Annotated in this window: 21 protein-coding genes and 1 tRNA gene; 8 read left to right on the plus strand and 14 right to left on the minus strand. The window is 32.6% G+C overall.

Going from position 1 to position 24,735, the window contains the following annotated elements:
- Positions 1–159: 159 nt before the first annotated feature.
- Positions 160–762 (plus strand): TetR family transcriptional regulator, encoded by a 603-nt coding sequence (locus BT107_RS09950; RefSeq protein ID WP_072303630.1) that lies wholly within the window; start codon positions 160–162, stop codon positions 760–762.
- Between the two features lie 7 nt (positions 763–769).
- On the opposite strand, the gene BT107_RS09955 is transcribed toward BT107_RS09950, so the two are convergent.
- The 3 genes from BT107_RS09955 to rseP all read right to left on the minus strand — a co-directional run bounded on the left by BT107_RS09955 (position 770) and on the right by rseP (position 2,582).
- A complete protein-coding gene (locus BT107_RS09955; RefSeq protein WP_072303631.1) occupies positions 770–997 on the minus strand; it encodes a CBU_0592 family membrane protein in 228 nt (75 codons plus the stop codon).
- A gap of 116 nt (positions 998–1,113) precedes the next feature.
- Positions 1,114–1,187, minus strand: a tRNA-Asn gene (locus tag BT107_RS09960).
- Between the two features lie 78 nt (positions 1,188–1,265).
- Complete coding sequence (rseP, locus tag BT107_RS09965) at positions 1,266–2,582, minus strand: RIP metalloprotease RseP (RefSeq protein WP_072303801.1); 1,317 nt, start codon at positions 2,580–2,582, stop codon at positions 1,266–1,268.
- Between the two features lie 153 nt (positions 2,583–2,735).
- Here rseP and BT107_RS09970 point away from each other — a divergent pair, with 153 nt between their 5' ends.
- The 3 genes from BT107_RS09970 (at position 2,736) to feoB (ending at position 5,976) form a co-directional block, all read left to right on the plus strand.
- Positions 2,736–3,407 (plus strand): SCO family protein, encoded by a 672-nt coding sequence (locus BT107_RS09970; RefSeq protein ID WP_072303632.1) that lies wholly within the window; start codon positions 2,736–2,738, stop codon positions 3,405–3,407.
- A gap of 100 nt (positions 3,408–3,507) precedes the next feature.
- On the plus strand, positions 3,508–3,738 hold the full coding sequence (locus BT107_RS09975) for a FeoA family protein (RefSeq protein ID WP_072303633.1): 231 nt from the start codon (positions 3,508–3,510) through the stop codon (positions 3,736–3,738).
- 12 nt (positions 3,739–3,750) lie between these two features.
- Positions 3,751–5,976 carry a ferrous iron transport protein B gene (feoB, locus tag BT107_RS09980; RefSeq protein ID WP_072303634.1) on the plus strand — a complete coding sequence of 742 codons (2,226 nt, stop codon included), beginning with the start codon at positions 3,751–3,753 and terminating at the stop codon, positions 5,974–5,976.
- 1 nt (position 5,977) lies between these two features.
- Here the strand turns inward: feoB and BT107_RS09985 are convergent, their stop codons facing one another.
- Genes BT107_RS09985 through BT107_RS10000 form a run of 4 tightly spaced genes read right to left on the minus strand, consistent with a single transcriptional unit; the run spans position 5,978 to position 9,541 of the window.
- On the minus strand, positions 5,978–6,631 hold the full coding sequence (locus tag BT107_RS09985) for a hypothetical protein (protein WP_072303635.1): 654 nt from the start codon (positions 6,629–6,631) through the stop codon (positions 5,978–5,980).
- Positions 6,632–6,689: 58 nt separating this feature from the next.
- Positions 6,690–7,934, minus strand: coding sequence for a DNA cytosine methyltransferase (locus tag BT107_RS09990; RefSeq protein WP_072303636.1), 1,245 nt, complete (start codon positions 7,932–7,934; stop codon positions 6,690–6,692).
- Between the two features lie 8 nt (positions 7,935–7,942).
- On the minus strand, positions 7,943–8,590 hold the full coding sequence (locus tag BT107_RS09995) for a hypothetical protein (RefSeq protein WP_072303637.1): 648 nt from the start codon (positions 8,588–8,590) through the stop codon (positions 7,943–7,945).
- Positions 8,591–8,638: 48 nt separating this feature from the next.
- Positions 8,639–9,541 (minus strand): metallophosphoesterase, encoded by a 903-nt coding sequence (locus tag BT107_RS10000; protein WP_072303638.1) that lies wholly within the window; start codon positions 9,539–9,541, stop codon positions 8,639–8,641.
- A 115-nt stretch (positions 9,542–9,656) separates the two neighbouring features.
- Between BT107_RS10000 and BT107_RS10005 the strand changes: the two genes are divergently transcribed.
- Positions 9,657–12,029, plus strand: a complete 2,373-nt coding sequence (locus BT107_RS10005) for a GAF domain-containing protein (protein WP_072303639.1) — start codon at positions 9,657–9,659, stop codon at positions 12,027–12,029.
- A gap of 60 nt (positions 12,030–12,089) precedes the next feature.
- Here the strand turns inward: BT107_RS10005 and BT107_RS10010 are convergent, their stop codons facing one another.
- A complete protein-coding gene (locus BT107_RS10010; RefSeq protein ID WP_072303640.1) occupies positions 12,090–13,298 on the minus strand; it encodes a Pycsar system effector family protein in 1,209 nt (402 codons plus the stop codon).
- 44 nt (positions 13,299–13,342) lie between these two features.
- Here BT107_RS10010 and BT107_RS10015 point away from each other — a divergent pair, with 44 nt between their 5' ends.
- Positions 13,343–17,059 carry a metallophosphoesterase gene (locus tag BT107_RS10015; protein ID WP_072303641.1) on the plus strand — a complete coding sequence of 1,239 codons (3,717 nt, stop codon included), beginning with the start codon at positions 13,343–13,345 and terminating at the stop codon, positions 17,057–17,059.
- 3 nt (positions 17,060–17,062) lie between these two features.
- Here BT107_RS10015 and BT107_RS10020 read toward each other — a convergent pair whose 3' ends face one another.
- The 6 genes from BT107_RS10020 to BT107_RS10045 all read right to left on the minus strand — a co-directional run bounded on the left by BT107_RS10020 (position 17,063) and on the right by BT107_RS10045 (position 22,879).
- Positions 17,063–17,914 (minus strand): hypothetical protein, encoded by an 852-nt coding sequence (locus BT107_RS10020; protein WP_072303642.1) that lies wholly within the window; start codon positions 17,912–17,914, stop codon positions 17,063–17,065.
- 4 nt (positions 17,915–17,918) lie between these two features.
- On the minus strand, positions 17,919–18,695 hold the full coding sequence (locus BT107_RS10025) for an enoyl-CoA hydratase/isomerase family protein (protein ID WP_072303643.1): 777 nt from the start codon (positions 18,693–18,695) through the stop codon (positions 17,919–17,921).
- Positions 18,696–18,706: 11 nt separating this feature from the next.
- Positions 18,707–20,137 carry a sensor histidine kinase gene (locus BT107_RS10030; RefSeq protein WP_072303644.1) on the minus strand — a complete coding sequence of 477 codons (1,431 nt, stop codon included), beginning with the start codon at positions 20,135–20,137 and terminating at the stop codon, positions 18,707–18,709.
- A 122-nt stretch (positions 20,138–20,259) separates the two neighbouring features.
- Entirely contained in the window at positions 20,260–20,625 is a 366-nt protein-coding gene (locus tag BT107_RS10035) for a hypothetical protein (RefSeq protein ID WP_072303645.1), read from the minus strand.
- A gap of 66 nt (positions 20,626–20,691) precedes the next feature.
- Positions 20,692–21,708 carry a UDP-glucose 4-epimerase GalE gene (gene galE, locus BT107_RS10040; protein WP_072303646.1) on the minus strand — a complete coding sequence of 339 codons (1,017 nt, stop codon included), beginning with the start codon at positions 21,706–21,708 and terminating at the stop codon, positions 20,692–20,694.
- 16 nt (positions 21,709–21,724) lie between these two features.
- On the minus strand, positions 21,725–22,879 hold the full coding sequence (locus tag BT107_RS10045) for a DegT/DnrJ/EryC1/StrS family aminotransferase (protein WP_072303647.1): 1,155 nt from the start codon (positions 22,877–22,879) through the stop codon (positions 21,725–21,727).
- Between the two features lie 92 nt (positions 22,880–22,971).
- Here BT107_RS10045 and BT107_RS10050 point away from each other — a divergent pair, with 92 nt between their 5' ends.
- Complete coding sequence (locus BT107_RS10050; RefSeq protein WP_072303648.1) at positions 22,972–24,213, plus strand: 3-deoxy-D-manno-octulosonic acid transferase; 1,242 nt, start codon at positions 22,972–22,974, stop codon at positions 24,211–24,213.
- A gap of 18 nt (positions 24,214–24,231) precedes the next feature.
- On the plus strand, positions 24,232–24,456 hold the full coding sequence (locus BT107_RS10055) for a hypothetical protein (RefSeq protein WP_072303649.1): 225 nt from the start codon (positions 24,232–24,234) through the stop codon (positions 24,454–24,456).
- Positions 24,457–24,735 lie beyond the last annotated feature (279 nt).

The following is a 24,735-nucleotide window of genomic DNA, read 5'->3' on the forward strand; positions in this document are numbered from 1 at the left end:
TGATGGGTTACTTTAAAATCTGCGTCAAAAGTATTTTTATAAATTATAAATTGAATGAATGTTCAATTAACAAAACTTTAAATAAACGTTAACTTGCAAAAGAAATAGCAAGGATGTAATTATCTTAAAATGTTACATTTGTCTAAATAAAAATCTTACATGGGAAGAAAAAGTGTATCTGTAGAAAGACGAAAAGAAATAATAAAAGCATTCTATAAAGTAGCAAAAGAAATTGGACTAGAAAACTCTTCTATAGCAAAGGTGGCGGAGCATTTAGGCATAAGTAACGGATTGATAATGCACTACTTTAAAACCAAAGACGAGTTGTTAATTGGACTAAATGAATTTATACTAGAACAACATTTAAACATTGTACAAAACAATGAAACCAATGTAATAGATTCTAAACAAAAACTTCACAATCTAATAACCTCACTTTTTTCTAGAAACTGGAATATCTATTTTGATGATGGCGTTTTCTACAGCTGTTACGCTTTAATTTACAGAAAAAAAGACTTTAAAGATAGCTTTAAGAGCTATTTACAGGCACTACACAGCGTTTTAAACACCAAACTAACAGAAGCAAAAGAAAATGATGTTATTGGCAATGCAGACATTAATGAGGTAACCGAAATAATTTTTGCACTAATAGATGGTGCTTACTATTATTTGGGACTTTTTAATGAAAAGACCGAAGATTACAAACAAAAAGAAGCTGTTTATATTAAGTATGCGTTAAATATATTAGAGTTTAAAAACTAAAAAACTATTACTTAACAATTTTTACAATAGCATAAACCCCAATACCGGCCCATACAGCATTAACTACAATATTAGGAAAGTCGTTTAAGGCAAACCCATTTGCTATTAAACAAACAGCTCCTAATATATTTAACATATGGTACAGCTTTGACTTAGAAGATAACCTTCCCATACTTAATAGTAAGTAAGACACTATAAATAGCAACGCGCCTAACCAACCAATAATTGCGAACATAGTTTTATTTTTAAGACCGAAAAGATAAAGGAAAAATTAAGGATAGAAGCTAATAGTTAGCTTGTTAACTATATAAAAGCAAAAACCTCAACTATTTCTAGTTGAGGTTTGTTTTGCTCCCCCTCTTGGGCTCGAACCAAGGACCCTCTGATTAACAGTCAGATGCTCTAACCAACTGAGCTAAGGAGGAATGTTAACAGACATAACATCTGTAAGCGGGTGCAAATATATAAGCTTTTTTAATATCTACAAAACAAAAAATAAAATTTTATATAAATTTCTTTATAATATTCCAGATGTCATTTCCAAAGACAATTGCCATAAGCCCCATAAGTATTACAAAACCAATTATTTGCCCTTTCTCTAGCACTTTTTCACTTGGTGGACGTCCAGAAATAATTTCGTACAATAAAAACATTACGTGTCCGCCATCTAATGCCGGAATAGGTAAAATATTAAGAAAAGCCAACCAAACAGAGAACATTGCCATAAAAGACCAAATAAAAGTCCAATCCCATTGTTTAGGCATCATTTCTACAATACCAATTGGCCCTTTAACTTGTTTATAAGCACCTGTCTTAGTATTAAAAATAACTTTAAATTGTCTAATCTGCATTGTTAATACAGCTATAGTTTTATTAAAACCTTCTGGTATAGCGCCAAAAAAACTATACTCATCTGTAACAAATAAATCCTTTTTACTTAACACTACACCTATAGCAGCTTCTTTAGGCACTGTAATATTTAAACTTTTAGTTTGTCCGTTACGTAGAACCTCAACTTCTATATCTTTTTCTGGAGACGATTGTATTACTCCAACAAACTCGTTCCAATAACTTGCTTTTTTCCCGTTTACGGCTACAATTTCATCTCCTTTAACTACTCCACCGTTATCGGCAGCAGAACCAGATAAAACACTATCTATAACAGCTTTTTGTCTGTATCCTAAAAAGTTTCTTCCTTGTGTGCTAAAAACAGCCTCTTTACCTTCTGGACTTAACGGCACAGTTATTTCTTTTCCATCACGATTTACAGTTACATCATCACCTAAGATAATATCTAAAACAGCATCTGTAAATTTCTTACTCTTTTTACCGTCAATAGCTAAAATCTTATCTCCTGTTTTTAAACCTAATTGTTCACCTATAGAATCTATCAAAATTCCGTGCTTTAAATTATCTGCAGGGATGTAAGTATCTCCATTGTTAAATAATAGCATTGTATAAATAAACCAAGCTAAAAAGAAGTTTACAGTTACACCACCTAACATAATAATTAAACGTTGCCAAGCTGGCTTGCTTCTAAACTCCCACGGTTGTGGCTCACTCTTCATTTGCTCGGTGTCCATACTTTCGTCTATCATACCAGCAATCTTAACATAACCACCCAAAGGCAACCATCCAATACCGTAAACAGTATCGCCTATCTTCTTTTTAAAAAGTGAAAATTTTACATCAAAAAACAAATAAAACTTCTCTACCTTAGTTTTAAAATACTTGGCAGGAATAAAATGCCCCAGCTCATGTAATATAACAAGCACTGATATAATTAATATGAACTGAACAATCTGAATAAATAATTCCATTAAATCTTTTTTAATTTTTAAAAACGTCCAAAAGTACACTTTTACGAGTTCTTACAAAAAGATATAGCTCTAACAGCATCATTTTTATGAATTATTTAATAACTTATTGTATTGATTATTACCCGTGTCTATTGTAAATTTGCATAAAAAAGCATGGGGTCGTTTTTTAGTAGATTTAAAGTTTTTGGCATTGTTCTTTTAATAATCTCTGCCATTATTATTACACTTTTTTATAGCGCGTTAAAACCTGAAGTAAAACTACCTATTTACCAACCCGCAGATTTTAATGCCGAATTAGTAGACGCCACATTGTTACACAAAAAAAAGTACCACACTGTAGCAGATTTTAAACTTACCAACCAAAACGGTGAAATTATTACTCAAGATAATTATGCTAATAAAATTTACGTCGCAGATTTCTTTTTTACTACGTGTCAAACTATTTGCCCAGTAATGACAAAAAATATGGCAAAAGTACAAGAGGTTATTAAGGATGATGAAGAGGTAATGCTTTTATCTCATTCTGTTACTCCAGAAATAGATTCTGTTGCACAGCTTAAAAAGTACGCCATAGAAAAAGGTGTTGTAGACCGTAAATGGAATTTAGTTACTGGCGATAGAAAAGAAATATACGACTTAGCTAGAAAATCGTATATGGCTGCAAAAACAGATTTAAACAATCCTTACAGTATGGTACATACAGAGAATTTTGTTTTGGTTGACAAAGAAAAACGCATCCGTGGCACTTACGACGGTACAGATCCTGTAGAGATTGAAAAATTACTAGAAGATATTAAAATTCTAAAAGCTTCATACGTAGAATAATTTCCCTGTGTTAAAGATTATAAAAAATTAATATAGAGTTCTATCCGTTTACTTTTTTTCCCGTACTTTTGCTCTTACTTAAAATCAATCTAAATAAAAATTGAGCATTACTGTAGCACAACTAAAACAAGGTCAGCGAGGAATTATAAAAAATTTCTCTGAGGATACTTTACCTATAAAACTCCTAGAAATGGGTTGCTTACCTGGCAATACTATAGAATTAGTACAGATTGCTCCTCTAAAAGACCCTATTTACATTAATGTAAATGGCTCACATATAGCGATAAGAAAATCTACAGCAAGCTTAATAGAAGTAGATTTAATTGAATGAATGTAATTGAGTATGAGCAAGAATATTAATGTAGCCTTAATTGGTAACCCAAACACCGGAAAAACATCTGTTTTTAATCAGCTTACAGGATTAAAACAAAAAGTAGGTAATTACCCAGGTATTACCGTAGAGAAAAAAGAAGGTATTTGTAAATTACCTCGTGGTGTTAAGGCGCATATAATAGATTTGCCCGGAACTTACAGCTTAAACACAACCTCTTTAGATGAGAGTGTGGTTGTAGAATTGCTTTTAAACAAAAACGATAAAGATTTTCCAGATGTTGCAGTTGTTGTTACAGATGTAGAAAACTTAAAACGTAACTTACTTTTATTTACACAAATAAAAGACCTTAAAATACCTGCTATTTTAGTTATTAATATGGCAGATCGTATGACCAGGAAAGGGATTACGTTAGATATTTCTTTACTTGAAGCCAAACTTAATACAAAGATTGCATTAGTTAGCACAAGAAAAGGAACTGGCATAGACACCTTAAAAGAGCTTATAGCAGATTATAAGAGCTTGTCTATTAAACCAAACATAGATACCACTACAATTGCCCCAGAATATTTTAATAAACTTAGAACTGCCTTCCCTAAAGAAGAAGTTTATAAGCTATGGCTAGTTATTACACAAGATGTAAACTTTATGCCTATAGAGAAGAAGAAAATAAAAGATGCCACTTCATTCTCTACAAAATCTAATACAGAACTTAAAAAGCTTCAGCACAGAGAAACTGTTTTAAGATATCAATTTATAAATAACATTTTAAAAGAAACCTACAAAGTAGATTTAGCTGTTGCAAGAGGGTTTAGAGCCACGCTCGACAAAATACTTACCCATAAAGTTTATGGTTACGTTATTTTCTTTTTAATTCTACTTACCATTTTTCAAGGCATATACGTTTGGAGTAGCTACCCAATGGATTTTATAGATGAAAGCTTTGCTCAAATGAGCGAGTGGACAAAGCATACATTACCTCCTGGTGCATTTACAAATTTACTAGCAGAAGGTATTATTGCTGGTATTGGAGGTATTGTAATTTTTATACCTCAAATTGCATTTTTATTTTTGTTTATATCACTTCTTGAAGAAAGTGGTTATATGAGTAGAGTTGTGTTTTTAATGGATAAACTAATGCGCCCCTTTGGATTAAGTGGTAAAAGTGTTGTTCCGTTAATTTCCGGTACCGCCTGTGCTATACCTGCGGTAATGGCAACCAGAACCATAGAGAACTGGAAAGAACGACTTATAACCATACTTGTAACACCTTTTACAACCTGTTCTGCACGCTTACCAGTATACTTAATTATTATTGCTCTTGTAATTCCAGAGGGCACCTTTTTAGGACTTAGTTACCAAGCCTTAACTTTAATGTTATTGTATTTACTTGGCTTTGGTATGTCTATTTTTTCTGCAATGGTTTTACATAAAATATTAAAAATTAATAGCAGAACATTCTTTGTTATAGAAATGCCAAGTTACAAACTACCGCTATTTAAAAACGTTGCTTATACTGTTTGGGAAAAAACAAAAAGTTTTGTTTACGGAGCTGGTAAAATTATATTGGCAATATCTATTATATTATGGGTCTTGGGATCTTATGGTCTTTCTAATAATTTTAAAAACGCAGAAGATATTGTTAAAACTAGAATTAAAACTATTGGTTTTTCTGAGTTTAACCAAAACCATATTGAAGAAGAAATTACAAGTTACACAGGAGAGTTAACTATAAACAACCCTACTTTACCAATTGCCAACGTAAAAGATTCTGTTGCAGTGCGTATTGCGGCATTACAACAAAAAGCAGAAAACGAAGAAATTGCAAGTTATAAACTAGAACACTCTTTTATTGGCTACGCTGGTAAAGCTATAGAACCCATTGTTAAACCATTAGGGTACGACTGGAAAATTGGAATTGCAGTAATTACATCTTTTGCTGCTCGTGAGGTTTTTGTGGGCACACTAGCTACTATTTATAGTGTTGGTAATGACGAAGAAGAAACTATTAAAAATCGTATGGCTGCAGAGGTAAACCCTTGGAACGGAAAACCTTTGTTTAACTTAGCTTCTGGTGTTTCTTTATTATTATTCTATGCTTTTGCAATGCAATGTATGAGTACCCTAGCCGTTGTAAAAAGAGAGACTAACAGCTGGAAATGGCCTGCTGCTCAACTAGTATTTATGAGTAGTTTTGCATACATAGTTGCCCTTATTGCCTATCAGATTTTAAAGTAAACTAGGCAATACTATAACAAAGCGATCCGTCTTGTTTTTCTACAATAAACACTACTATTGCAGACACATTTAAATAACTTATAAATTTTTTATTTGTTTTAAGTCGATGAATAAGCGCTCTGTAAACAATGCGTTTATAATCCCAAGCACATCGTAATTCCAAAGCTCTTTTAGCTTCTTTAAAAGAATGATGCACAATGAAGAGTCGGTTTTGCAAATGACTACGTTTACCTGCACTTTGTTTACTGTAATAAAAATTTACAATTTTTTCTGGGTGTTGCAAACTAAAGTTACTTCTAAGCTCTTTTGGCACTAAAGTACCTTTTACATCAAACCGTAAATCCAAATTATTATAAAATTCAATATCGTAATTCTGATCTTTACTATTGGGGTTTCTAGTGACCTCATCATTTATGTAAAAAAGATACTCATCGCATCTAGAGCATTGCCACAAAAACCATCTGCGTCTAAAATAATTTTTATCAGCATCACTTAATAAAGCAATTTTTACTTCTAAATCTTGTATTGTTTTACAACTAAAAAGATTAAACTTATTATCGGTGGTATTGTTTTGTATTTTACCCCAAGATAAAGGTATGCTTGGAGCTAAACCTATAAGTTCTTTGCTTAATGTATTAAATTCTAATGCGTTCATAGTAATATCTATTAAGATTAAAACGCAATGCTAGAATTTTGATTACTACACCAATAAACTACACTGCTAAGGTTTCTCTTACCGCCAAAGCAATTGCTTTAGCTAATAGTGGTGGTACCGCATTACCAATCTGCATCATCTGTTTTCCTTTAGCACCTTTAAAAATAAAATTGTCTGGAAAAGATTGTAATCTAGCCATTTCCCTAACCGTAATAACTCTTGGCTCTATAGGATGTATATTAACACCTCCGTGGTTTTCTTTTATAGTACAACTAGCTTCGTTCCAAGGACATTTTTTCCAAGAATCAGAATAATTATCGTACAAACTTTTACCTTCTTCTACTTTAGCTAAACGATTTTTCATATCATCACTATGCTTAGTACGCACGTGGTTAAAATTAGCATCGTCTTTGTGTTTTACTAAATCTTGTATTGCCTGCTTTGTGGTTACGTAATTCTTTGGTGTTAATAATGGTTTAGGATGGTAGTTCTTCTTTCCTATTCTATTTGCAACAAAAATAATACGTTCTCTTTTTTGAGGCACATAGTAATTAGCCGCATTTAAAACCGTAACATTTACATTATAACCAAGTTTTGCTATATCTTCTTTTATTTTATCCTCGACTTTACCTTTAAGCATAGAACGCAAGCCTTTTACATTCTCTGCAACTATAAACTCCGGTTGTAAGGCATCAATAATCTCTAACATATCTTTGTAAAGCGAGTTGCGCTCATCTTCTACAATACGACTACCAGACATACTAAAACCTTGACAAGGAAATCCTCCAGACAATACCGTTAAAGGCTTTCCTTTTAACGAGCTTTGCACGGTTTCTATAAATTTATCTTTTACTTCTTTTTCAGTAATATCTCCTAAAATATGTGGGTGATTAAAGTTTTCTCGGTAAGTCATACCAGCTTCTTTAAACCAGTCTAAACCGCCAACTTGTGTAAAACCTGCCATTTCAAAACCCTTTGCCATACCACCAGCACCACAAAACAAATCTGCAGAAGTTAACTCTGTTTTAGATGGGTTTTCCCAACTACCTGCAATATTTACCCAATTTACATCATCTGTTTTCACAGACTTTGTTCTTATATTTTTTACTGGTTTCTTTGGTGTTTTTGCAAGTACGTTACTTTTTACAAAAGCCTTTACATCTTTTGGATTTAAGTAATGCACACCAACTGTTTTTGTAGATTTTAACGCACCAGAATGTATATGTTTCCTGATAATTTTCTGAGAAACATTTAATTCTAACGCAACATCTTCAATACGTAACAATTGTTCTTTTACGGCCATAGTTTAGACTACTCTCCTAATTCTGTAATTTTCTTTTCGTATAATTTTTTACTCTCAACCACAGCAACATTTAACTCTTGCATAATGCCCTCTACACGACCTTCTATACTTTCCATTTGATTGTTTATATTATCAAAAGAATTTAATGCCGCAGCAACTTCTAATGCTTTTACAACTTCTACCGCATCTCCATGCAGCAAACGCAATTTCTCAATTGCTTTAGAGGTATTTGTTAAGGTTGCATTGTATTTGGTACGTGCTTTAGAAATAGCACTTAACAGCGTCTTTTTACTTTGAGCATCACTTAAACTATTGGTTTGGGTTTCCATTGCAGCAAACAAATTAGAGGCTTTTGTTTTTAAATCCTCATACTCTTTATTAAGATTTTCTACACGCTTATTTACTTTCTCCCAGTCTCCATAAACTTTAGCAAACTCTTTATCTTCGTTCTTAGCCTCTTCTAAAGCTCCTTTTAATGCACTTAAAGAAGATAAACCCTTTGTTACATTTTTATTGGCAGTAATCTTTTTCTTTTCAAAAGAAGATACTTGTGACTTAAACTTCTCTTTTAATCTAATTAAATCTTCAGGGCTTTTATTCTTCCAACAAGAAGACACGGTTATTAATAAAACCAATAGCGCAATACTCTTTTTCATATGTGTTTTTATAATTAATGGTGGTGTAAAAATATAAAAATTAAAACACTAGCTCTTTGCTCTCTGGTAATCTATTAATTTTTGAGGTCCTTCTAACAAAACTCGCACTACACGCAACGTACCATCTTCTGTTGTGGCAATTTGCCATTTTATTAACGAAATTTTGCCGTTTTCAATCTCTATTCCGGTTATACTTCTTGGGTGCACGCAACTACCATCGTTAAAAAAAGGAATATCTCCTGGCTCAGGAAATCTTGGCCTATGCGTATGCCCTACTATGGTGAGTTTTTCGTTGTTACGCAATATCCAACGCTTAATTCTTTTTTCAACCTTTATAAGCTCTTTATGGTTTTTAGCCGGACTAGTAGGATCTGCAATACCCCAAACCTGCAATGGCTTCCAAAGTACACGTACCAAAAACCGCCCTACTCTCCAAAAAGTATAGTTCCACCAGTCTGCCTGATGTCCGTGTGTTAAAAACAATTCTTGCTCTGTATTTTTATGCTTAAGCACTATACCTTCATGATAGGTAATGCCAACAAATAAATCTTTGTCTTTACCATCTATAGGCTCAAAATAACTAGATAGACATTTTTTTACATAACTAGGATCTTTGTACACCATATCATGGTTACCCCAAATCATATACAATCTATTCTGTAAATGATACTCTCTTAATAAACCATAAATATTTTTATGCGCTGTAAAAATAGACTCAAAAGAGGTGTTTTCCCATAGCTCATCACCATCTCCTAATTCAAAATAACTAAACCCTTCCTTAAAATAGTGTTGCAATGCGTGGTAATAAATATTCCTATTATTTGCAAAATCGTCTGCAAAACTATTATCACCCCTATGACAGTCGCTAAAAAGTATTAACTTAGAGGTGTCATCAAAAGGAACAACTTTGGCTTTATTATATGCTCTGGTTAACCTAGTAAAAGACGACATAAATTAGATTTTTTTCTAAAGGTCTAAAAAAGCTTTCAATTGTTAAAAGTTATGTTAACAAATTGTCACATTCTTTTTGTAATTTTGCAGGCTACAGTAAGACTAAGTAAAGGATATGAAATTAAATCATGAAATAGAATTACCTCTAAAAAGTCTTGTCAGTTTTGATAAGCTACTTAGACAGTACGATAAAATGGCTGTTGGTAATGACTTGTTTCTTGCTAAAAAGGCACAATTTATCCTTAACTATCAAAAACCTTATCCAGAATTACGCGATGGTTTTACAGATTTAAGCTTACTAGAGAAACATAAAGACGTTATTAATATAATTCTACAAGATACTTTTTCTGAAGTATTAACGAATAACGAAATAAAAGCTGCCTCTTTACCATATGCAAATGTGATTTTTAATTCTTCTGAAAGATTTAAAAAAATTATTGAAGATGCAGGTGAAGGATTTGAGCTTGAAATTAAAAATGTAGAAGAAAGATTAAATTATATTATGGCTAGCACCGTAATATTAAACTTTCACTATGGTTTTGATTTAGACTTTAGAAGACCAATGTTTTATGAAATTCCAGATAAAAATGGAGTAATGAGACATTACAGAATTCTTTACAATGCAGATTTTATTGACATTATACCAAATGAAAATGCTAAAGAATTAACACAAGAAGATGTAGATGATTTACTAGAGAATTTTGATGATTTAGAACTATGGAAACAAAAAATTCCGCCAAACAGTTTTACATCTAAAGGTTTTGTTATCTCTAATATGTTTGATGTTACTGCCGAGCATTCTATTTCTGAAATAAAATCTAGTCTGATCTCTAATGACAAAAGAGGGAGTGATTTTTTTATGGAAGATTTCCAAAATACATTTAAATCGTTATTTGGTCTTCCTAATTTAAAAGTTGGTTTTTCTGTTCATAATAGCAAAGAAGATACTTTTGAAAGAGTACATGGTGTAGGCATAGAAAGCTTTATACTTAACAATAGTGCAAAAGTAGATTGCAAAACTGCACTTTGTAAAAACTCTTACTTAACAATATTAAAAGAACATAATTACTATGTAATTTCTGATGTAGATAAGTACTTTAAACAAGCTCCAGATAATAGCTTGTACAAAACGCTTGCCAATCAAGAAATTAGAAGTGCTATTATTGCACCAATATCTAGTGGAAATGAGTTACTTGGCGTTTTAGAGTTAGCCTCTACAAAAGCAAATAACCTAAACAACGTAAACGCGCAAAAACTACAAGACGTAATGCCTTATATAGTTGCTGCTGTTTTACGTTCTAAGACAGAAGAAGAAAACCTAATAGAAGCGGTAATACAACAAGAATGTACAACAGTACACTCTTCTGTCCTTTGGAAATTTGAAAACGAAGCTATACGCTTTATTAGAGCCAATGCAGCTGGTTTAGAACCTACCTTTAAAGAAATTGTTTTTAATGACGTACACCCATTATATGGGCAAATAGACATTAAGGATTCTTCCATGTTTAGAAACAGGTCTATACAGAAAGATTTATTAATTCAGTTATCTGAAATAAATAAGATACTTACAAAGTCTTGGGAGATAAACAAACTACATATTTATGAAGAGTTATTGTTTAGAAGCAATAGCTATATAGATGATGTAAAAGAGATTTTAAACACCAACAGCGAACAAACAATTTTAGAGTTTATAAAAGAAGAGGTTTCTCCTATTTTTAAACATCTAAAAAATACAGAGCCTAAAGTTGCAGGTTTAATTTCTGTATACGAAGAAGCTATAGACCCCAACACAGGGTCTTACTACGACCATAGAAAAAACTATGATAGTAGTGTAATGAAGATTAATGAAAAGCTTGCTCAGGTTTTAGACAAAAAACAAGCGGAAGCACAAAATATGTTTCCTCATTATTTTGAGCGATACAAGACTGACGGTATAGAGCACAATATGTACATTGGCGAATCTATATCTCAAAGTAAAGAGTACAATCCTTTTTACTTAAAAAATCTTAGATTGTGGCAACTACAGGTAATGTACGATATGGAAAATGAGTACTACAACCTAAAACCAAAATTACCGGTACAATTAGATGTTGCTTCTCTTTTACTTGTATATAATACTTCTCTTTCTATTAGATTTAGAATGGATGAAAAACGTTTTGATGTAGATGGCACATACAACGCCAGATACGAGGTTATAAAAAAACGTATAGACAAGTCTTATATAAAAGGAACCAACGAGAGGTTAACACAAAAAGGAAAACTTTCTATTGTATATTCTCAGAAAAAAGATGAATTAGAGTATTTGCGCTACATACGCTTTTTACGTTCCAAAGGGTATTTCTCTAAAAATGTAGAAGTCCTAGAATTAGAAGGCCTACAAGGTGTCTCTGGCTTAAAAGCAATACGTGTAGAAATCCTATACAAAAAGGACAAAGAAGCAAAGGAAACATACACATACGACGATTTAATGCACGAATTAAAACGTTAATTATAAAGCACAAAAAAGGCGAATTTTAAAAATTCGCCTTTTTTGTGCTTTAATTTATCCTTATAGGAGTACAGCTTCTCTTGGTCCATAAAAATGTAAAGCCAAAAAGAATGACAATACAGAAACAATCATCCCAACCATAAAAATAGCGTAAGTTATCCTTAGTAGTTTATACTTTCTATCTAACACCAGACCTAAGAAATATAAATCTTTAGTTAGAGACGAGTAAACATAAGCCTGATCCTTAATAAGTTCTTGAATTGCCCATTCGTAATCTTCTAACTTCATTTTATGGAAGTTTCCAAAAAACAACAAGTTCACTTTTTTATTTTTTACATCCTCTTTCGTAAATTCTCCAGAGGTTATATTTGGTCTTGTAGCAATAATAGACAACACCATAGAAATTACACTAAAAAACATAAAAAGAGCCGTTGGCAATATTAAATATTTATTAGAAGGACTATCTAATTTAGGCATTAAATCTGCTAGCACCAAAGAAATTATAATTGCATTTACAGACAGTAAAATATTGGCTTTAGTGTCTGCAATATCACTTAATTTTAAATGGTTACGCATTGTAACCCTATACATAGTTTGCACACCCCTTTCCGGACTCTTATCCTTTATTTGTGCTTTATATTGCGCCTTTACTTTCTCTTTTTTCTCCAACTTCTTCATCTTTTTCCTAGCCTTAATAAGCTTAGATAAATTGTTGTCTTTATTCTCTTGCCATTTATTTATAGCAAAATCGGTGTAAAAACGATGTTCTGTCTGAAACATTTTTATGTTGGCATTTCGCCAATCTGCAGGAGAGTAATCTGCAATTCCTAACAAGGATAACTCCTCCCTAAGCATTTCAGTAGTTTCTAGATAACTTTCTTTTCCTAAATGAGAACAATCTGCATCAGCAATTATTTCCTCTTTTAAATTTTTAGGCTCGTATCCTTTCTCGGTTGCCATAATAAGATCGCAAACGTTTTTAATACGTTCTTCGCTAAAATTTTTGCTAGTTAAAAATTCACGAGCAATAATACAACTCTCTTTCTCATGACTTTTTGCACTTTTGGTATAACCAGCATCATGTAACCAAGCTGTTAAAAGTAAGTCCTCACTGTCTTTTACGTCTAAGTTGTAAAAATTTAATAATTCTTGCGTACTTTTGACAACGCGTTGGGTATGCCTAATGTTATGATATAAAAAATTAGAGTCTAACTCATTGGTTAGAAGACTAATTACATAATCTTCGGTTTCTTTTATAATATCTGCCATTGTTTTAGTAATAAGATGCACCACAAATTACAAATTTAATCTTTATGAATACTTCTGTTAGAAAATATTGTTTGTCGCTAAGTATCTTAATCCTTACGGGATGTGCTACTGTAAAAACTAAATATGCTAATAAAGAACAGAGCATAGATGTTACAACCAATAAAGAAATAGAACACACCTTTTATTTAATTGGTGATGCAGGGAAATCTCCAATTAATGGCATGAATCCTGTTTTAAAGTCCTTCAAAAAAAGAATAGAGAAAGCAGATAAAAATAGTTCTGTTTTGTTTTTGGGTGATAATATTTATCCTGCAGGAATGCCAGATCCTAAAGATTCTACAGAAGCTTATTTAAAAGCAAAAAGTCATTTAGACGCCCAACTAAATACATTAAAAAATTACAAAGGCAGTCCGCTCTTTATTCCAGGTAATCACGATTGGTATACAGAGGGCTTAGTGGGGCTAGAAAGAGAACAAAAATACATACAAAAAGTATTAGACAGTAAAGACGTTTTTTTACCGGAAGATGGTTGCCCATTAGAAACAATAGAAATTAGCGACAATCTTATAGTTATTGCAATAGATACAGAATGGTATTTAACCAACTGGAACAAACGCCCAGATATTAATGATAAGTGCGATATAAAAAGTAGAGAAAAATTTTTAATAGAACTAGAAAGTCTAATTTCTAAAAACAGACAAAAAACTACGGTAATTGCAATGCACCACCCTATGTTCAGCTACGGTTCTCACGGCGGACAATATTCATTTAAAAAGCATTTTTATCCAAAATCAGGCGTTGGTCCATTACCAGTCTTAGGCACTTTTTTAAATTTACTTAGAAAAACAGCAGGCCCTTCTTCTGAAGATTTGCAAGGCAAAAGATATAGAGAGTTAAGAAACCGAGTAGTAACCTTAGCTCAATACTCTAATAAAGTAGTTTTTGTTTCTGGGCACGAACACTCTTTGCAGTATATTGTTGAAGAAAACACGCCACAAATTGTTAGTGGTGCAGGAGCAAAAAGCGGAGAAACTAGATTAATAAACGGAAGTAAATTTTCTACAGGAGAAAAAGGTTATGCCACTCTAGAAGTTTACACAGATGGCTCTTCTAGAGTTCGTTATTTTGGTTTAGACAACAATAACGATGAAAAATTTCTATTTACATCAGAAGTCTTACCAGCAGACAAAAAACTATTTACCAAAGAACTACCAACATCTTTTCCTGCCACAACAACCGCATCTATATACAGGCAAGAAGAAATACAAAAAACAGGATTTCATAATTTTTTATGGGGAGACAGATACCGCAAATATTACGGAACACAAGTTACAGTTCCTAATGTTAGTTTAGATACTATTTTTGGCGGATTAACACCTGTTAGAGCGGGTGGCGGACACCAATCTAAATCGCTCCGTTTAGCAGACAAAGACGGCAAGGAATATGTAATGCGCTCTATGCGTAAAAGTGCAGAATTGTATTTGCAATCTATGGCCTTTAAAGACCAATACATTGTTGGTGAGTTTGAAGATACTGCAATAGAAAAATTACTAATGGATTTTTACACGGGCTCTCATCCATATGCTCCATTTGTTGTTTCTAAGTTGTCTGACGCTATAGATATATACCACACCAACCCCACACTATACTACATTCCTAAACAAAAAGCATTAGGGGATTTTAATGTAAATTTTGGCGATGAATTATATATGATAGAAGAGCACGCAGGTGACAACCACGGAGACCTTAAGAGCTTTGGCTACGCAAATGAGCTTAAAAGCACAGATAGTATGCTTGAAGATTTACGTGATGATGAAAAATACGCTGTAGATGATAAACTGTATTTAAGAGCTCGTCTTTTTGATATGATTCTAGGTGATTGGGACAGACATACAGACCAATGGCGCTGGGCAGAAACAAAGAAAAAGAAAAAAATTATATACAAACCAGTTCCTAGGGATAGAGACCAAGTGTTTTCTAATATGGGAGACGGCCCCTTAATGAGCTTAGCCACCAGAATTGTTCCTTCTTTACGTCTAATGGAAGGTTTTACTGAAGAAATAAGAAGCGTAAGAGGATTTAACTCTTCTCCTAAAACTTATGTCTTAGATATAGCCTTATTAAGCGAAAACGACTTAAACGACTGGCTAGAACAAGCAGAATATATTAAAGAAAACCTTACTAGCGATGTAATAGACAAAGCTTTTAAAGATTTCCCTGTAGAAATACAAGACGAGACTTTACCTAAGCTTAAAAAAATACTTTTAGCTCGTACTGCTAACATTGCAGAAACAGCAAAAGAATACCACAGAATACTAAATAAATTTGCTGTGGTTACTGGTACAGATAAAGATGATTGGTTCCAGATTAATCACCTTAACAAAAAAGAAGTTGAAATAAAAGTTTACCGTAATATTAAAGGCAAAAAAGACAAATTGTTTTTTAAGAAAACCTTTAGCTCTGATGTAACAAAAGAAATCTGGATTTATGGTTTAGATGATGATGATTATTTTGAAGATAGCGGTGTAAAAAGCAGCAATATTAGAATTAGAATTATTGGCGGACAAAACAACGATATATTCAATTTAACTAATGGTAAAAAAACAATTATTTACGATTATAAGTCTAAAAATAATACGTTTAAAGAAACAAATAAAGCAAGAATTAAGCTAACAGACGATTACAACACTAATGTATACAATCCATTAGCAATTAGAAACAGTGTTAATCAAATTATACCAACAGTTGGCTTTAATCCAGATGACGGATTAAAAATAGGTTTTACTAATACCTATACCTACAATGGCTTTAGATTAAACCCGTTTACAGAAAAACACACTTTTAACGCCTCTTTCTACTTTGCTACACAAGGATTTGATTTTGGCTATACTGGTGAATTTGCTAACATTTTTGGCAATTGGAATTTTGAAGTAGAAACTAGATTTACAAGCCCTAATTTTAGTGTCAACTTTTTTGGTTTAGGAAACAAAACAATAAATGACGATGATAATTTAGGGATGGATTACAATCGAGTAAAACTAGAGCAAATTAAAGTTGTTCCTTCTATTGTTTACAACGGGCAATTAGGTGGTAAATTTAAGGCTGGCATTGGTTTAGAAACAATAGAAGTAGAAGAAACTCAAGATCGTTTTATAAACACTTTTTATGTAGCTAACAATGAAGATGTACGCAATACTTTTTTAGGCGCAGAAGCTACCTATACATACAGAAATAAAGACAACGAGGCCTTCCCTACAATGGGTATGTCTACCGAAATTAAAACAGGATACAAAACATCTATAGACAATAAAGACCAAAGCTATGCGTATATTATTCCTAGTCTTGCTTTTGACTATAAATTAATACCTAGCGGAAGATTGGTTTTAGCTACTAAGTGGAAAGCTCACTTTAATATTGGAGACAATTATGAGTTTTACCAAGGCGCAACAGTTGGTGGCACAGATGGCTTAAGAGGATATAGAAACCAACGTTTTACAGGTAAAAAATCGTACTACCAAAATACAGATATACGTTTTAGTTTAAGAAAAATGAAAACCAATATTATTCCTTTATCTCTAGGAGTTTATTCTGGTTTCGATTATGGTCGTATTTGGTTACCTACAGAAGATTCTGATGAATGGAAAACATCTTACGGTGGTGGCATATTCTTAAACGGAGCAGATGTTATTTCTGCTAGAGTTGCTTTGTTTTACGCAGATGAAGGACCAAGATTTACATTTGGACTAGGGTTTGGTTTTTAAACCCTAGTTTAGTTTGTAAACATATAAGTTATTGCCAGTTTTATTGTTTTGTTCATCAGCTAAATACAAGGTCGTATTAGTTACAAAGCAAACAGATTCTAATTGTGTTCTTACTCCTAGGTCTACAGTTTTAATGTTTCCTTTAGTAAAATTATCTTCAGTAAAATCTGTAAACTCCCAAAGCATACCGTTTCCTATAAGTACTATTGTTTTTTCATCTGGAGATATTGCTGCAGATGTAATTCGGCAGGTATTCTCATCGCTGCCAGCCAAAAACGTACCAACTAATTCTGCCTTATGCTTGCCTTTAACAGCTGGCACTTTATAAATAAAAGCTTCTCCTGTAAATGGTGTTGCTCTATTTTTTGTAATAATATATAAACTGTTTTTCCAGTAAAAGAACGATTCCGCATCAAACAACAATCCTTTCTTTTTAGGAGAAAAATCGGTTTGCTCTGGATAACTAAATTCTATTTGCTCGGCTTCAATAGTATCACCAGATTCATTATCTGGATTAGGAATTTTCAATACTTTTAGATTATCTCTATCACTGTTATTATTTCCAAAATCACCGATATAAACATTATTGTCTTTGTCTTTGGTTAAATCTTCCCAATCGTGATTTTTACCATTTTTTACCTTTAATGTTTTCAACCAATTTCCTTTAGCATCAACCTTATAGATCTCGTCCTTATTCCCTTTGTCTTCAATTAACCAAATGCTATTCTCATCTAAAACAACCAAACCAGAAGTTTCCTTAAACTCATCAGGAATGTTAGCAACAACACTTAATTGCCCGTAATTACCACAACTAACAAGAAGTAATAAAAAACTTAATTTTAAATAATTTCGCATAGATTTAGGCTCCTGGAAAGTTTGCTTTTCTCTTTTCTAAAAACGCAGAAGTACCTTCTTTAAAATCTTCAGTTCCAAAACAAGCACCAAAAGCTTCAATTTCAACAGTATATCCTTCCGTAGAAAAACCTGCATTTACAGCTTTAATAGCTGCAGCAATAGCAACAGATGAGTTATTTGTAATTTTACCTACTAACTTATGACAAAGCGGTAGCAACTCTTCTTGTGTTACAACATAGTTAACCAAACCGTAGTTAAGTGCTTTATCTGCACTTATCATCCCAGCTGTCATTACCAATTCCATTGCTCTACCCTTACCAATTAATTGTGGCAAACGCTGTGTACCTCCATATCCAGGAATTACACCTAAAGATACTTCTGGCAATCCCATTTTTGCATTATCACTAGCCACTCTAAAATGACAAGCCATAGACAATTCTAATCCGCCACCAAGCGCAAAACCATTTACAGCAGCAATAACTGGCGTACTTAAATTTTCAACTAAATTAAAAAGTTCATCTTGACCTTTACGTGCCAATCTAGCACCCTCCTCTTCACTAAAATGCGCGAATTCAGATATATCTGCACCTGCAACAAAAGCCTTATCACCACTACCCGTTAAAATAATAGCTTTTACACTTTTATCTGCTTCTAAATTTGTAAAAGCTGTATGTAACTCTAAAATAGTAGCTTTATTTAAAGCGTTTAATTTTTTTGGTCTGTTAATAGTTACAATTGCTGTACTTTCTTGCTGTTCAACTAAAATAGTATCAAACTCCATATCCTTAATTTTTATTTATTTTCTTTTGGAAATCGAACCACAAACACCGTTCCCTTGTCTGGTTGAGATGTAAGTGTAATGTCTCCTTTATATGTTTCTACAATATTTTTTACCATTCCTAAACCTAAGCCCATACCACTTGTTTTAGTTGTAAACTTGGGTTCAAAAACTTTATCTTTAAATTCATCTGCAATACCAACACCATTATCTGCTACAGATATTTTTACAAAATCTCCGTCTGAAGCAACAGTCACCAAAACTCTTGGATTCTCGACTTCTGGCACCGCTTGCATTGCATTTTTCACCAAATTAGTTACTACTCTCACCAACTGTGTACGGTCTAATTTTGCAACAATATGCTCCTCTTCCGCTATAAAGTGAATATAACTTTCATTGAAGATATCTACAGCTAATTTAACAATTTTAACTACGTTTAACGTCTCGTTTTGTTGCGCTGGCATTTGTGCAAAATTAGAAAATGCAGACGCAATACTACTCATAGTATCTATTTGCTGTATAAGTGTTTTAGAGTATTCTGCCAGCTTCTGTTTAATCTCTGGGTCTTCTGGGTTAAACTTGCGCTCAAAACTCTGTACACTTAAACGCATTGGAGTAAGCGGATTTTTAATTTCGTGTGCTACCTGCTTAGCCATTTCTCGCCACGCTTGTTCTCTTTCGCTTTTTGCTAATTTTACAGCGCTTTGCTCTAGCTCATCAATCATCCTATTATAAGCATCTACTAAACGCCCAATTTCTTCACTAGGATTATCTATTAAAATTTTAGGATTTCTTATACTTAAATCCGTCTGATTAAGTTTATCAGAGATTGTTTTTAAAGATCTAGTTATATATTTTGATGTAAAATAAGCCAGCACAATAGCAATTACAAACATAAAAATATACACCAAGCCTAAACGCAATAAAAATTCTGGCAGCTCTTTATCTTCAAAAGAAGTATCCTCCACATATTCTAATTTTAGAATACCAATATCTCTAAATTTTAAATCTTTTATAAATGTATAAGATGATCTAAATACCTTTTCCTCGTTAGATGTTTTTTCTATATGATTAACCTCTTCTACATAACGTTGATTGTTACTAGTTTTTAGCTTTTGTAGTACCAAAGCATCTAAACACGTTACTATTGATGTTTTATTTAATAACGGATGAGAATCTATAATTAACTGCCCTTCTAAATCGTAGATACTAAAATTTACATTCTGAATTTCTGCAATTTCAAAAATCTCTTCTTTAAAAATAAGGTGAAGTTTTTCTGTAATACGCTCAAAAGATGTTTTTCTAATGGTAAGATTTACACTTTCTTTTATTTGTGCTTCCTTACGATCTAGTCTATCTCTGTTGTATTCTTTAGACTGTTCTCTATATTGATAAATAGTTACCCCTGCGATTAATACTGATGCCATAAGCACCAAAAACATCATAGTAATAAAGATACGCGACCTAAGTGATAATTTTTTAAACAAGAATCTAATATTTACCTTCAAATATAGCAATTATTACGCCAAATTTAACAGCTAAGATTACTTCTTAAAAGACAGGTTATTTAACTAGAGTATTCATTTTTATACCAAACTTTTTGCCACTCTCTTTTTAAAATTAAAAAAGCGACTTGGTCTGCAATATCTACTGCATCTGTTGCCTCTATTTTTCTAAAAATGTGCTCTGGAACGTCTATAATATATAACAGATTTAAGTATTCTGTAAAACGTTCTAAAAGTAATTGATAAATTTTTTCTCGTAAACCAGTCACTAAGTCTTGTGGTTCTACAGATGTATTACCATCTAACAAACTAAATTCTATATTAGCAAGACCAAAGTCTTTCTGTAGTTGCGCAACTAAATTAATATATAGTTTTTTGCTTTCTACAGATGCTAAAAGAGTTGTACTGTCTGGATAGTTAAAAGTCATCTCTCTTATTTACGAAAAAAAATAAAGTATGGTTTATCTCTAAACCACACTTTACTGTTTTTAACATTATTTTCTAATTTTCTGCTCCCAATCCCAGGCAGATTTCATAGCTTCATCTAAAGTAGATTCTGCTTTCCATCCTAAAACGGTATTTGCTTTTGTAGTATCTGCGTAAGCCGCTGTAATATCACCAGCTCTTCGATCTACAATTTTATAATTCAGTTTTTTACCAGATACACGTTCAAAACTTTGTATAGCTTCTAACACAGAACTTCCTGTACCCGTACCCACATTAAAAACTTCGTAGTTTTCACTGTTTTTACCAGACACCAATCGTTCTAAAGCAACAACATGTGCCTTTGCTAAATCTACAACGTGTATATAATCTCTAATACAAGTACCATCTTGAGTAGGGTAATCGCCTCCAAAAACAGATAACTGCTCTCTAATACCAGCACCCGTTTGCGTAATAAAAGGCACTAAATTTTGTGGCACTCCTATTGGCAACTCTCCTATTTCTGTACTTGGGTGCGCGCCCATTGGGTTAAAATAACGCAACGCAATAGCATTTAAAGCTGGTACAACTTTACAGGTATCTCTTATTATTTCTTCGCCCATTTGTTTGGTGTTACCATAAGGAGACTCTGCCTCTTTTACGGGAGCACTTTCTGTAATTGGCATTTTATCTGCTTGCCCATATACAGTACAAGAAGAACTAAAAATAAAGTTAGCCGTTTGCATAGCAGACAACTCTTGCAACATATACACAAGTGTACCTATGTTATTTTCATAATACAACAATGGTTTTTCTACACTTTCACCTACAGCTTTAGAAGCTGCAAAATGTATAACACCCGCTATATTAGAATGACGTTTAAAAAAATCTTGAACTTTCGTTTTTTCTTTAAGGTCGAACTTTTCAAATACTGGTTTTACCCCTGTTATAGCAACAATACCATCAATTACTTTTTCTGAAGAATTAGACAAATCATCTATAATTACAACCTCAAATCCTTTGCTTTGTAATTCTACTACAGTATGCGAACCAATAAAACCTAATCCGCCTGTTACTAATATTTTCATCTATTTCTTATTATGGTTAGTTATTTAAAAACTCTAAAACAGCGTCTGTAATGTATGTAATTTGCTCATCATCTAACTCAGTATGCATTGGTAAAGAAATAACCTCTTTTACCAATTGGTTTGTTACTGGAAAATCTGCTTCGTTATATCTGCTGTCTTTGTATGCTTTTTGTAAGTGTAACGGAATTGGATAATACACGCCACAAGGAATATCTTTAGACTGTAAATGTTTTACAAGTGCATCTCTATCTTTATTTTTTATTTGTAATGTATATTGATGAAAAACGTGACAATCGCATACACAAGTATCTGAAGAACAACATACAGCCATTTTTGGCGTAACAATATCTTTATGGTTTGCTAAAGCCATAGAATATTTTAATGCTGCTGCTCTTCTTTTTTGATTATACGTATCTAAATGCGGTAATTTAGCTCTTAAAACTGCCGCTTGTATAGAGTCTAACCTAGAATTTACACCCACAACATCATGGTGGTAACGCTCGTACATACCGTGATTTACAACACCTCTTAATGTATGTGCTAATTCATCATCATTTGTAAAAATAGCTCCACCATCACCATAAGCACCTAAGTTTTTAGAAGGAAAAAAAGAAGTTGCAGAAACGTGTCCCATTGTACCCGCTTTTTTCTTACTACAGTCTTTACCTATATAACTTGCACCAATAGCTTGGGCATTATCTTCTATTACGTATAAATTATGCTTTTCTGCTATTGCTAGAATAGCATCCATATTTGCACACTGTCCAAATAAATGTACCGGTACAATTGCTTTAGTTTTTGGCGTAATTGCCTTTTCTATAGCAATAGGATCTATATTAAATGTATCTGGCTCAACATCAACCAAAACAGGAGTTAATTGTAATAATGCAATAACTTCTACTGTAGCTGCAAAGGTAAAATCGGCCGTAATAACCTCATCACCTGGCTGTAAACCTAAGCCCATCATTGCAATTTGCAAAGCATCTGTACCATTGGCACAAGGTATCATATGTTTTACACCCAAATAGTCTTCCATTTCTTTTTGTAGTGCGTGTACTTCAGGACCGTTAATAAATGCTGATGTTTCTAATATGTGAGAGATAGAAGTATTTACCTGCTCTTTTATATCTTGGTATTGACCTTTAAGGTCTACCATCTGAATTTTTTTCATTGCCGTAATTTGAGTCGTAAATTTACAAAAATACCCTTGGACAACAATTAATTTAGGGAAAGAAACGTATTTTTACGACAAATAAACATTAGGTGCATCTTTTATATAACATTGTAGTACATATTGCCGCTATCTTGGTTAAAATTATAGCCAATTTTAGCCCCAAAATTAAACTCTTTGTACAAGGTCGTAAAGACATTTACACTAGGCTTAATAAAAGCATTTCTAAAAATAACAATGTTATTTGGATACATACCGCTTCTTTAGGCGAATACGAGCAAGGTTTACCTGTTATAGAAAAAGTAAAAGCTGAATACCCAGATTATAAGATTGTTGTTTCCTTTTTTTCTCCTTCTGGCTACGAGGTTAAAAAAAATGACCCTATTGCAGATGCTATTGTTTACTTGCCGTTAGACACACTAAAGAACGCTAAAAAGTTTATACAAACATTAAATCCTAAGCTTGCTATTTTTGTAAAATACGAGATTTGGCCTAATCACCTTAAGATTTTAAAAGAGAAACAAATACCTACACTTTTGGTTTCTGCTTTCTTTAAAAAAGAACAATCTTTTTTTAAATGGTATGGTGGCTTTATGAGAAATAGCTTAACAGCTTTTACCCATTTCTTTGTGCAAGATACCAACTCTAAAGAACTACTTAAAAGTATTGGTTATACCAATTGCACCATTGGGGGCGATACTAGGTTTGACCGTGTTTCTGAAATTTTAGAGCGTGATAATACACTAGACTTTATGTCTAATTTTACAAAAGGCAAAACCTGTGTTGTAGCTGGTAGCACCTGGCCACAAGGTCATTTATTTTTGTTGGACTTTATAAACAAAAATAGTCTCCAAAATACAAAATTTGTAATTGCACCACACAATATAAAACCAACACAAATACAAGAATTAAAAAAAAGTATAACAAAAAAAGTAGTTCTATTTTCTGAAATAAATAACAGAGATATTTCTTCTTTTGATGTCTTAATCATTGATACTATTGGCATTTTAACCAAAGTTTATAGCTATGCAAACATAGCATATGTTGGAGGCGGTTTTACTAAAGGAGGATTGCACAACACCTTAGAACCTGCAGTTTTTGGCGTACCCATTTTAATTGGCCCTATCTACAAAGGCTTTAAAGAGGCTGAAGATTTAGTACAATTAAAAGGAGTTTTAACAGCCGCAAACAAAGAAGAGTTTACAGAAAAGTTAAACCAACTACTTACGCAAAATACCTTTTACCAAACTACAGCAGAGATTAACAAAAGTTATGTTGCCAAGAACATAGGCGCAAGCATCCAAATAACGACATACATACGTACATTGTTGTAACCCTAAATTTGTTATAACATGAAATTTAACCCTAATGTACTGCTCATAGCAGTTGCTACTGCATTTGTACTTTCTTGCACAAATACATCTAAAACAAAGGTTAGCCCCGAAGAAAAAATTATCAATCGTAAAATAGATAGCTTAGAAAAGCAGCTTAAAAAGAACGACTCTATTCTAAACGCTGTACCTAAAAAGCCAACAAAAAAAGAAGAGTTAGATACAATGCGCTCCAGAATACTTTAAGATAAAGTCCTAATTATCTGATTTTCAATATATAAAAATTGTTAAAGTGAAAAATAATTTGTACTTTAATAGAAACTATTTGGATTATGAGAGAATTAACTTTAGGCACAAAGGTCTTAAATAGTTTCCTATCAGTAATGGTTGTTGTACTTGTTGCAATATTAATTGCCGTAGTAGGATGCTTAATTTTGACTGCCATTGGCGTCTTGTAAAAGACAGAAAGCACTTTCCCCACGTCTTGTTTTTGAACTTAGTTTTAAAAAGCTATAAATTATAATA

Source organism: Cellulophaga fucicola, from assembly GCF_900119145.1.
GTDB lineage: Bacteria > Bacteroidota > Bacteroidia > Flavobacteriales > Flavobacteriaceae > Cellulophaga > Cellulophaga fucicola.

Excerpts from the sequence above, each read along its gene's own strand:
- BT107_RS09950 (WP_072303630.1), top strand. The coding sequence starts at position 160 with ATGGGAAGAAAAAGTGTATCTGTAGAAAGACGAAAAGAAATAATAAAA.
- BT107_RS09955 (WP_072303631.1), bottom strand. The coding sequence starts at position 997 with ATGTTCGCAATTATTGGTTGGTTAGGCGCGTTGCTATTTATAGTGTCT.
- rseP (WP_072303801.1), bottom strand. The coding sequence starts at position 2,582 with ATGGAATTATTTATTCAGATTGTTCAGTTCATATTAATTATATCAGTG.
- BT107_RS09970 (WP_072303632.1), top strand. The coding sequence starts at position 2,736 with ATGGGGTCGTTTTTTAGTAGATTTAAAGTTTTTGGCATTGTTCTTTTA.
- feoB (WP_072303634.1), top strand. The coding sequence starts at position 3,751 with ATGAGCAAGAATATTAATGTAGCCTTAATTGGTAACCCAAACACCGGA.
- BT107_RS09985 (WP_072303635.1), bottom strand. The coding sequence starts at position 6,631 with ATGAACGCATTAGAATTTAATACATTAAGCAAAGAACTTATAGGTTTA.
- BT107_RS09990 (WP_072303636.1), bottom strand. The coding sequence starts at position 7,934 with ATGGCCGTAAAAGAACAATTGTTACGTATTGAAGATGTTGCGTTAGAA.
- BT107_RS09995 (WP_072303637.1), bottom strand. The coding sequence starts at position 8,590 with ATGAAAAAGAGTATTGCGCTATTGGTTTTATTAATAACCGTGTCTTCT.
- BT107_RS10000 (WP_072303638.1), bottom strand. The coding sequence starts at position 9,541 with ATGTCGTCTTTTACTAGGTTAACCAGAGCATATAATAAAGCCAAAGTT.
- BT107_RS10005 (WP_072303639.1), top strand. The coding sequence starts at position 9,657 with ATGAAATTAAATCATGAAATAGAATTACCTCTAAAAAGTCTTGTCAGT.
- BT107_RS10010 (WP_072303640.1), bottom strand. The coding sequence starts at position 13,298 with ATGGCAGATATTATAAAAGAAACCGAAGATTATGTAATTAGTCTTCTA.
- BT107_RS10015 (WP_072303641.1), top strand. The coding sequence starts at position 13,343 with ATGAATACTTCTGTTAGAAAATATTGTTTGTCGCTAAGTATCTTAATC.
- BT107_RS10020 (WP_072303642.1), bottom strand. The coding sequence starts at position 17,914 with ATGCGAAATTATTTAAAATTAAGTTTTTTATTACTTCTTGTTAGTTGT.
- BT107_RS10025 (WP_072303643.1), bottom strand. The coding sequence starts at position 18,695 with ATGGAGTTTGATACTATTTTAGTTGAACAGCAAGAAAGTACAGCAATT.
- BT107_RS10030 (WP_072303644.1), bottom strand. The coding sequence starts at position 20,137 with ATGATGTTTTTGGTGCTTATGGCATCAGTATTAATCGCAGGGGTAACT.
- BT107_RS10035 (WP_072303645.1), bottom strand. The coding sequence starts at position 20,625 with ATGACTTTTAACTATCCAGACAGTACAACTCTTTTAGCATCTGTAGAA.
- galE (WP_072303646.1), bottom strand. The coding sequence starts at position 21,708 with ATGAAAATATTAGTAACAGGCGGATTAGGTTTTATTGGTTCGCATACT.
- BT107_RS10045 (WP_072303647.1), bottom strand. The coding sequence starts at position 22,879 with ATGAAAAAAATTCAGATGGTAGACCTTAAAGGTCAATACCAAGATATA.
- BT107_RS10055 (WP_072303649.1), top strand. The coding sequence starts at position 24,232 with ATGAAATTTAACCCTAATGTACTGCTCATAGCAGTTGCTACTGCATTT.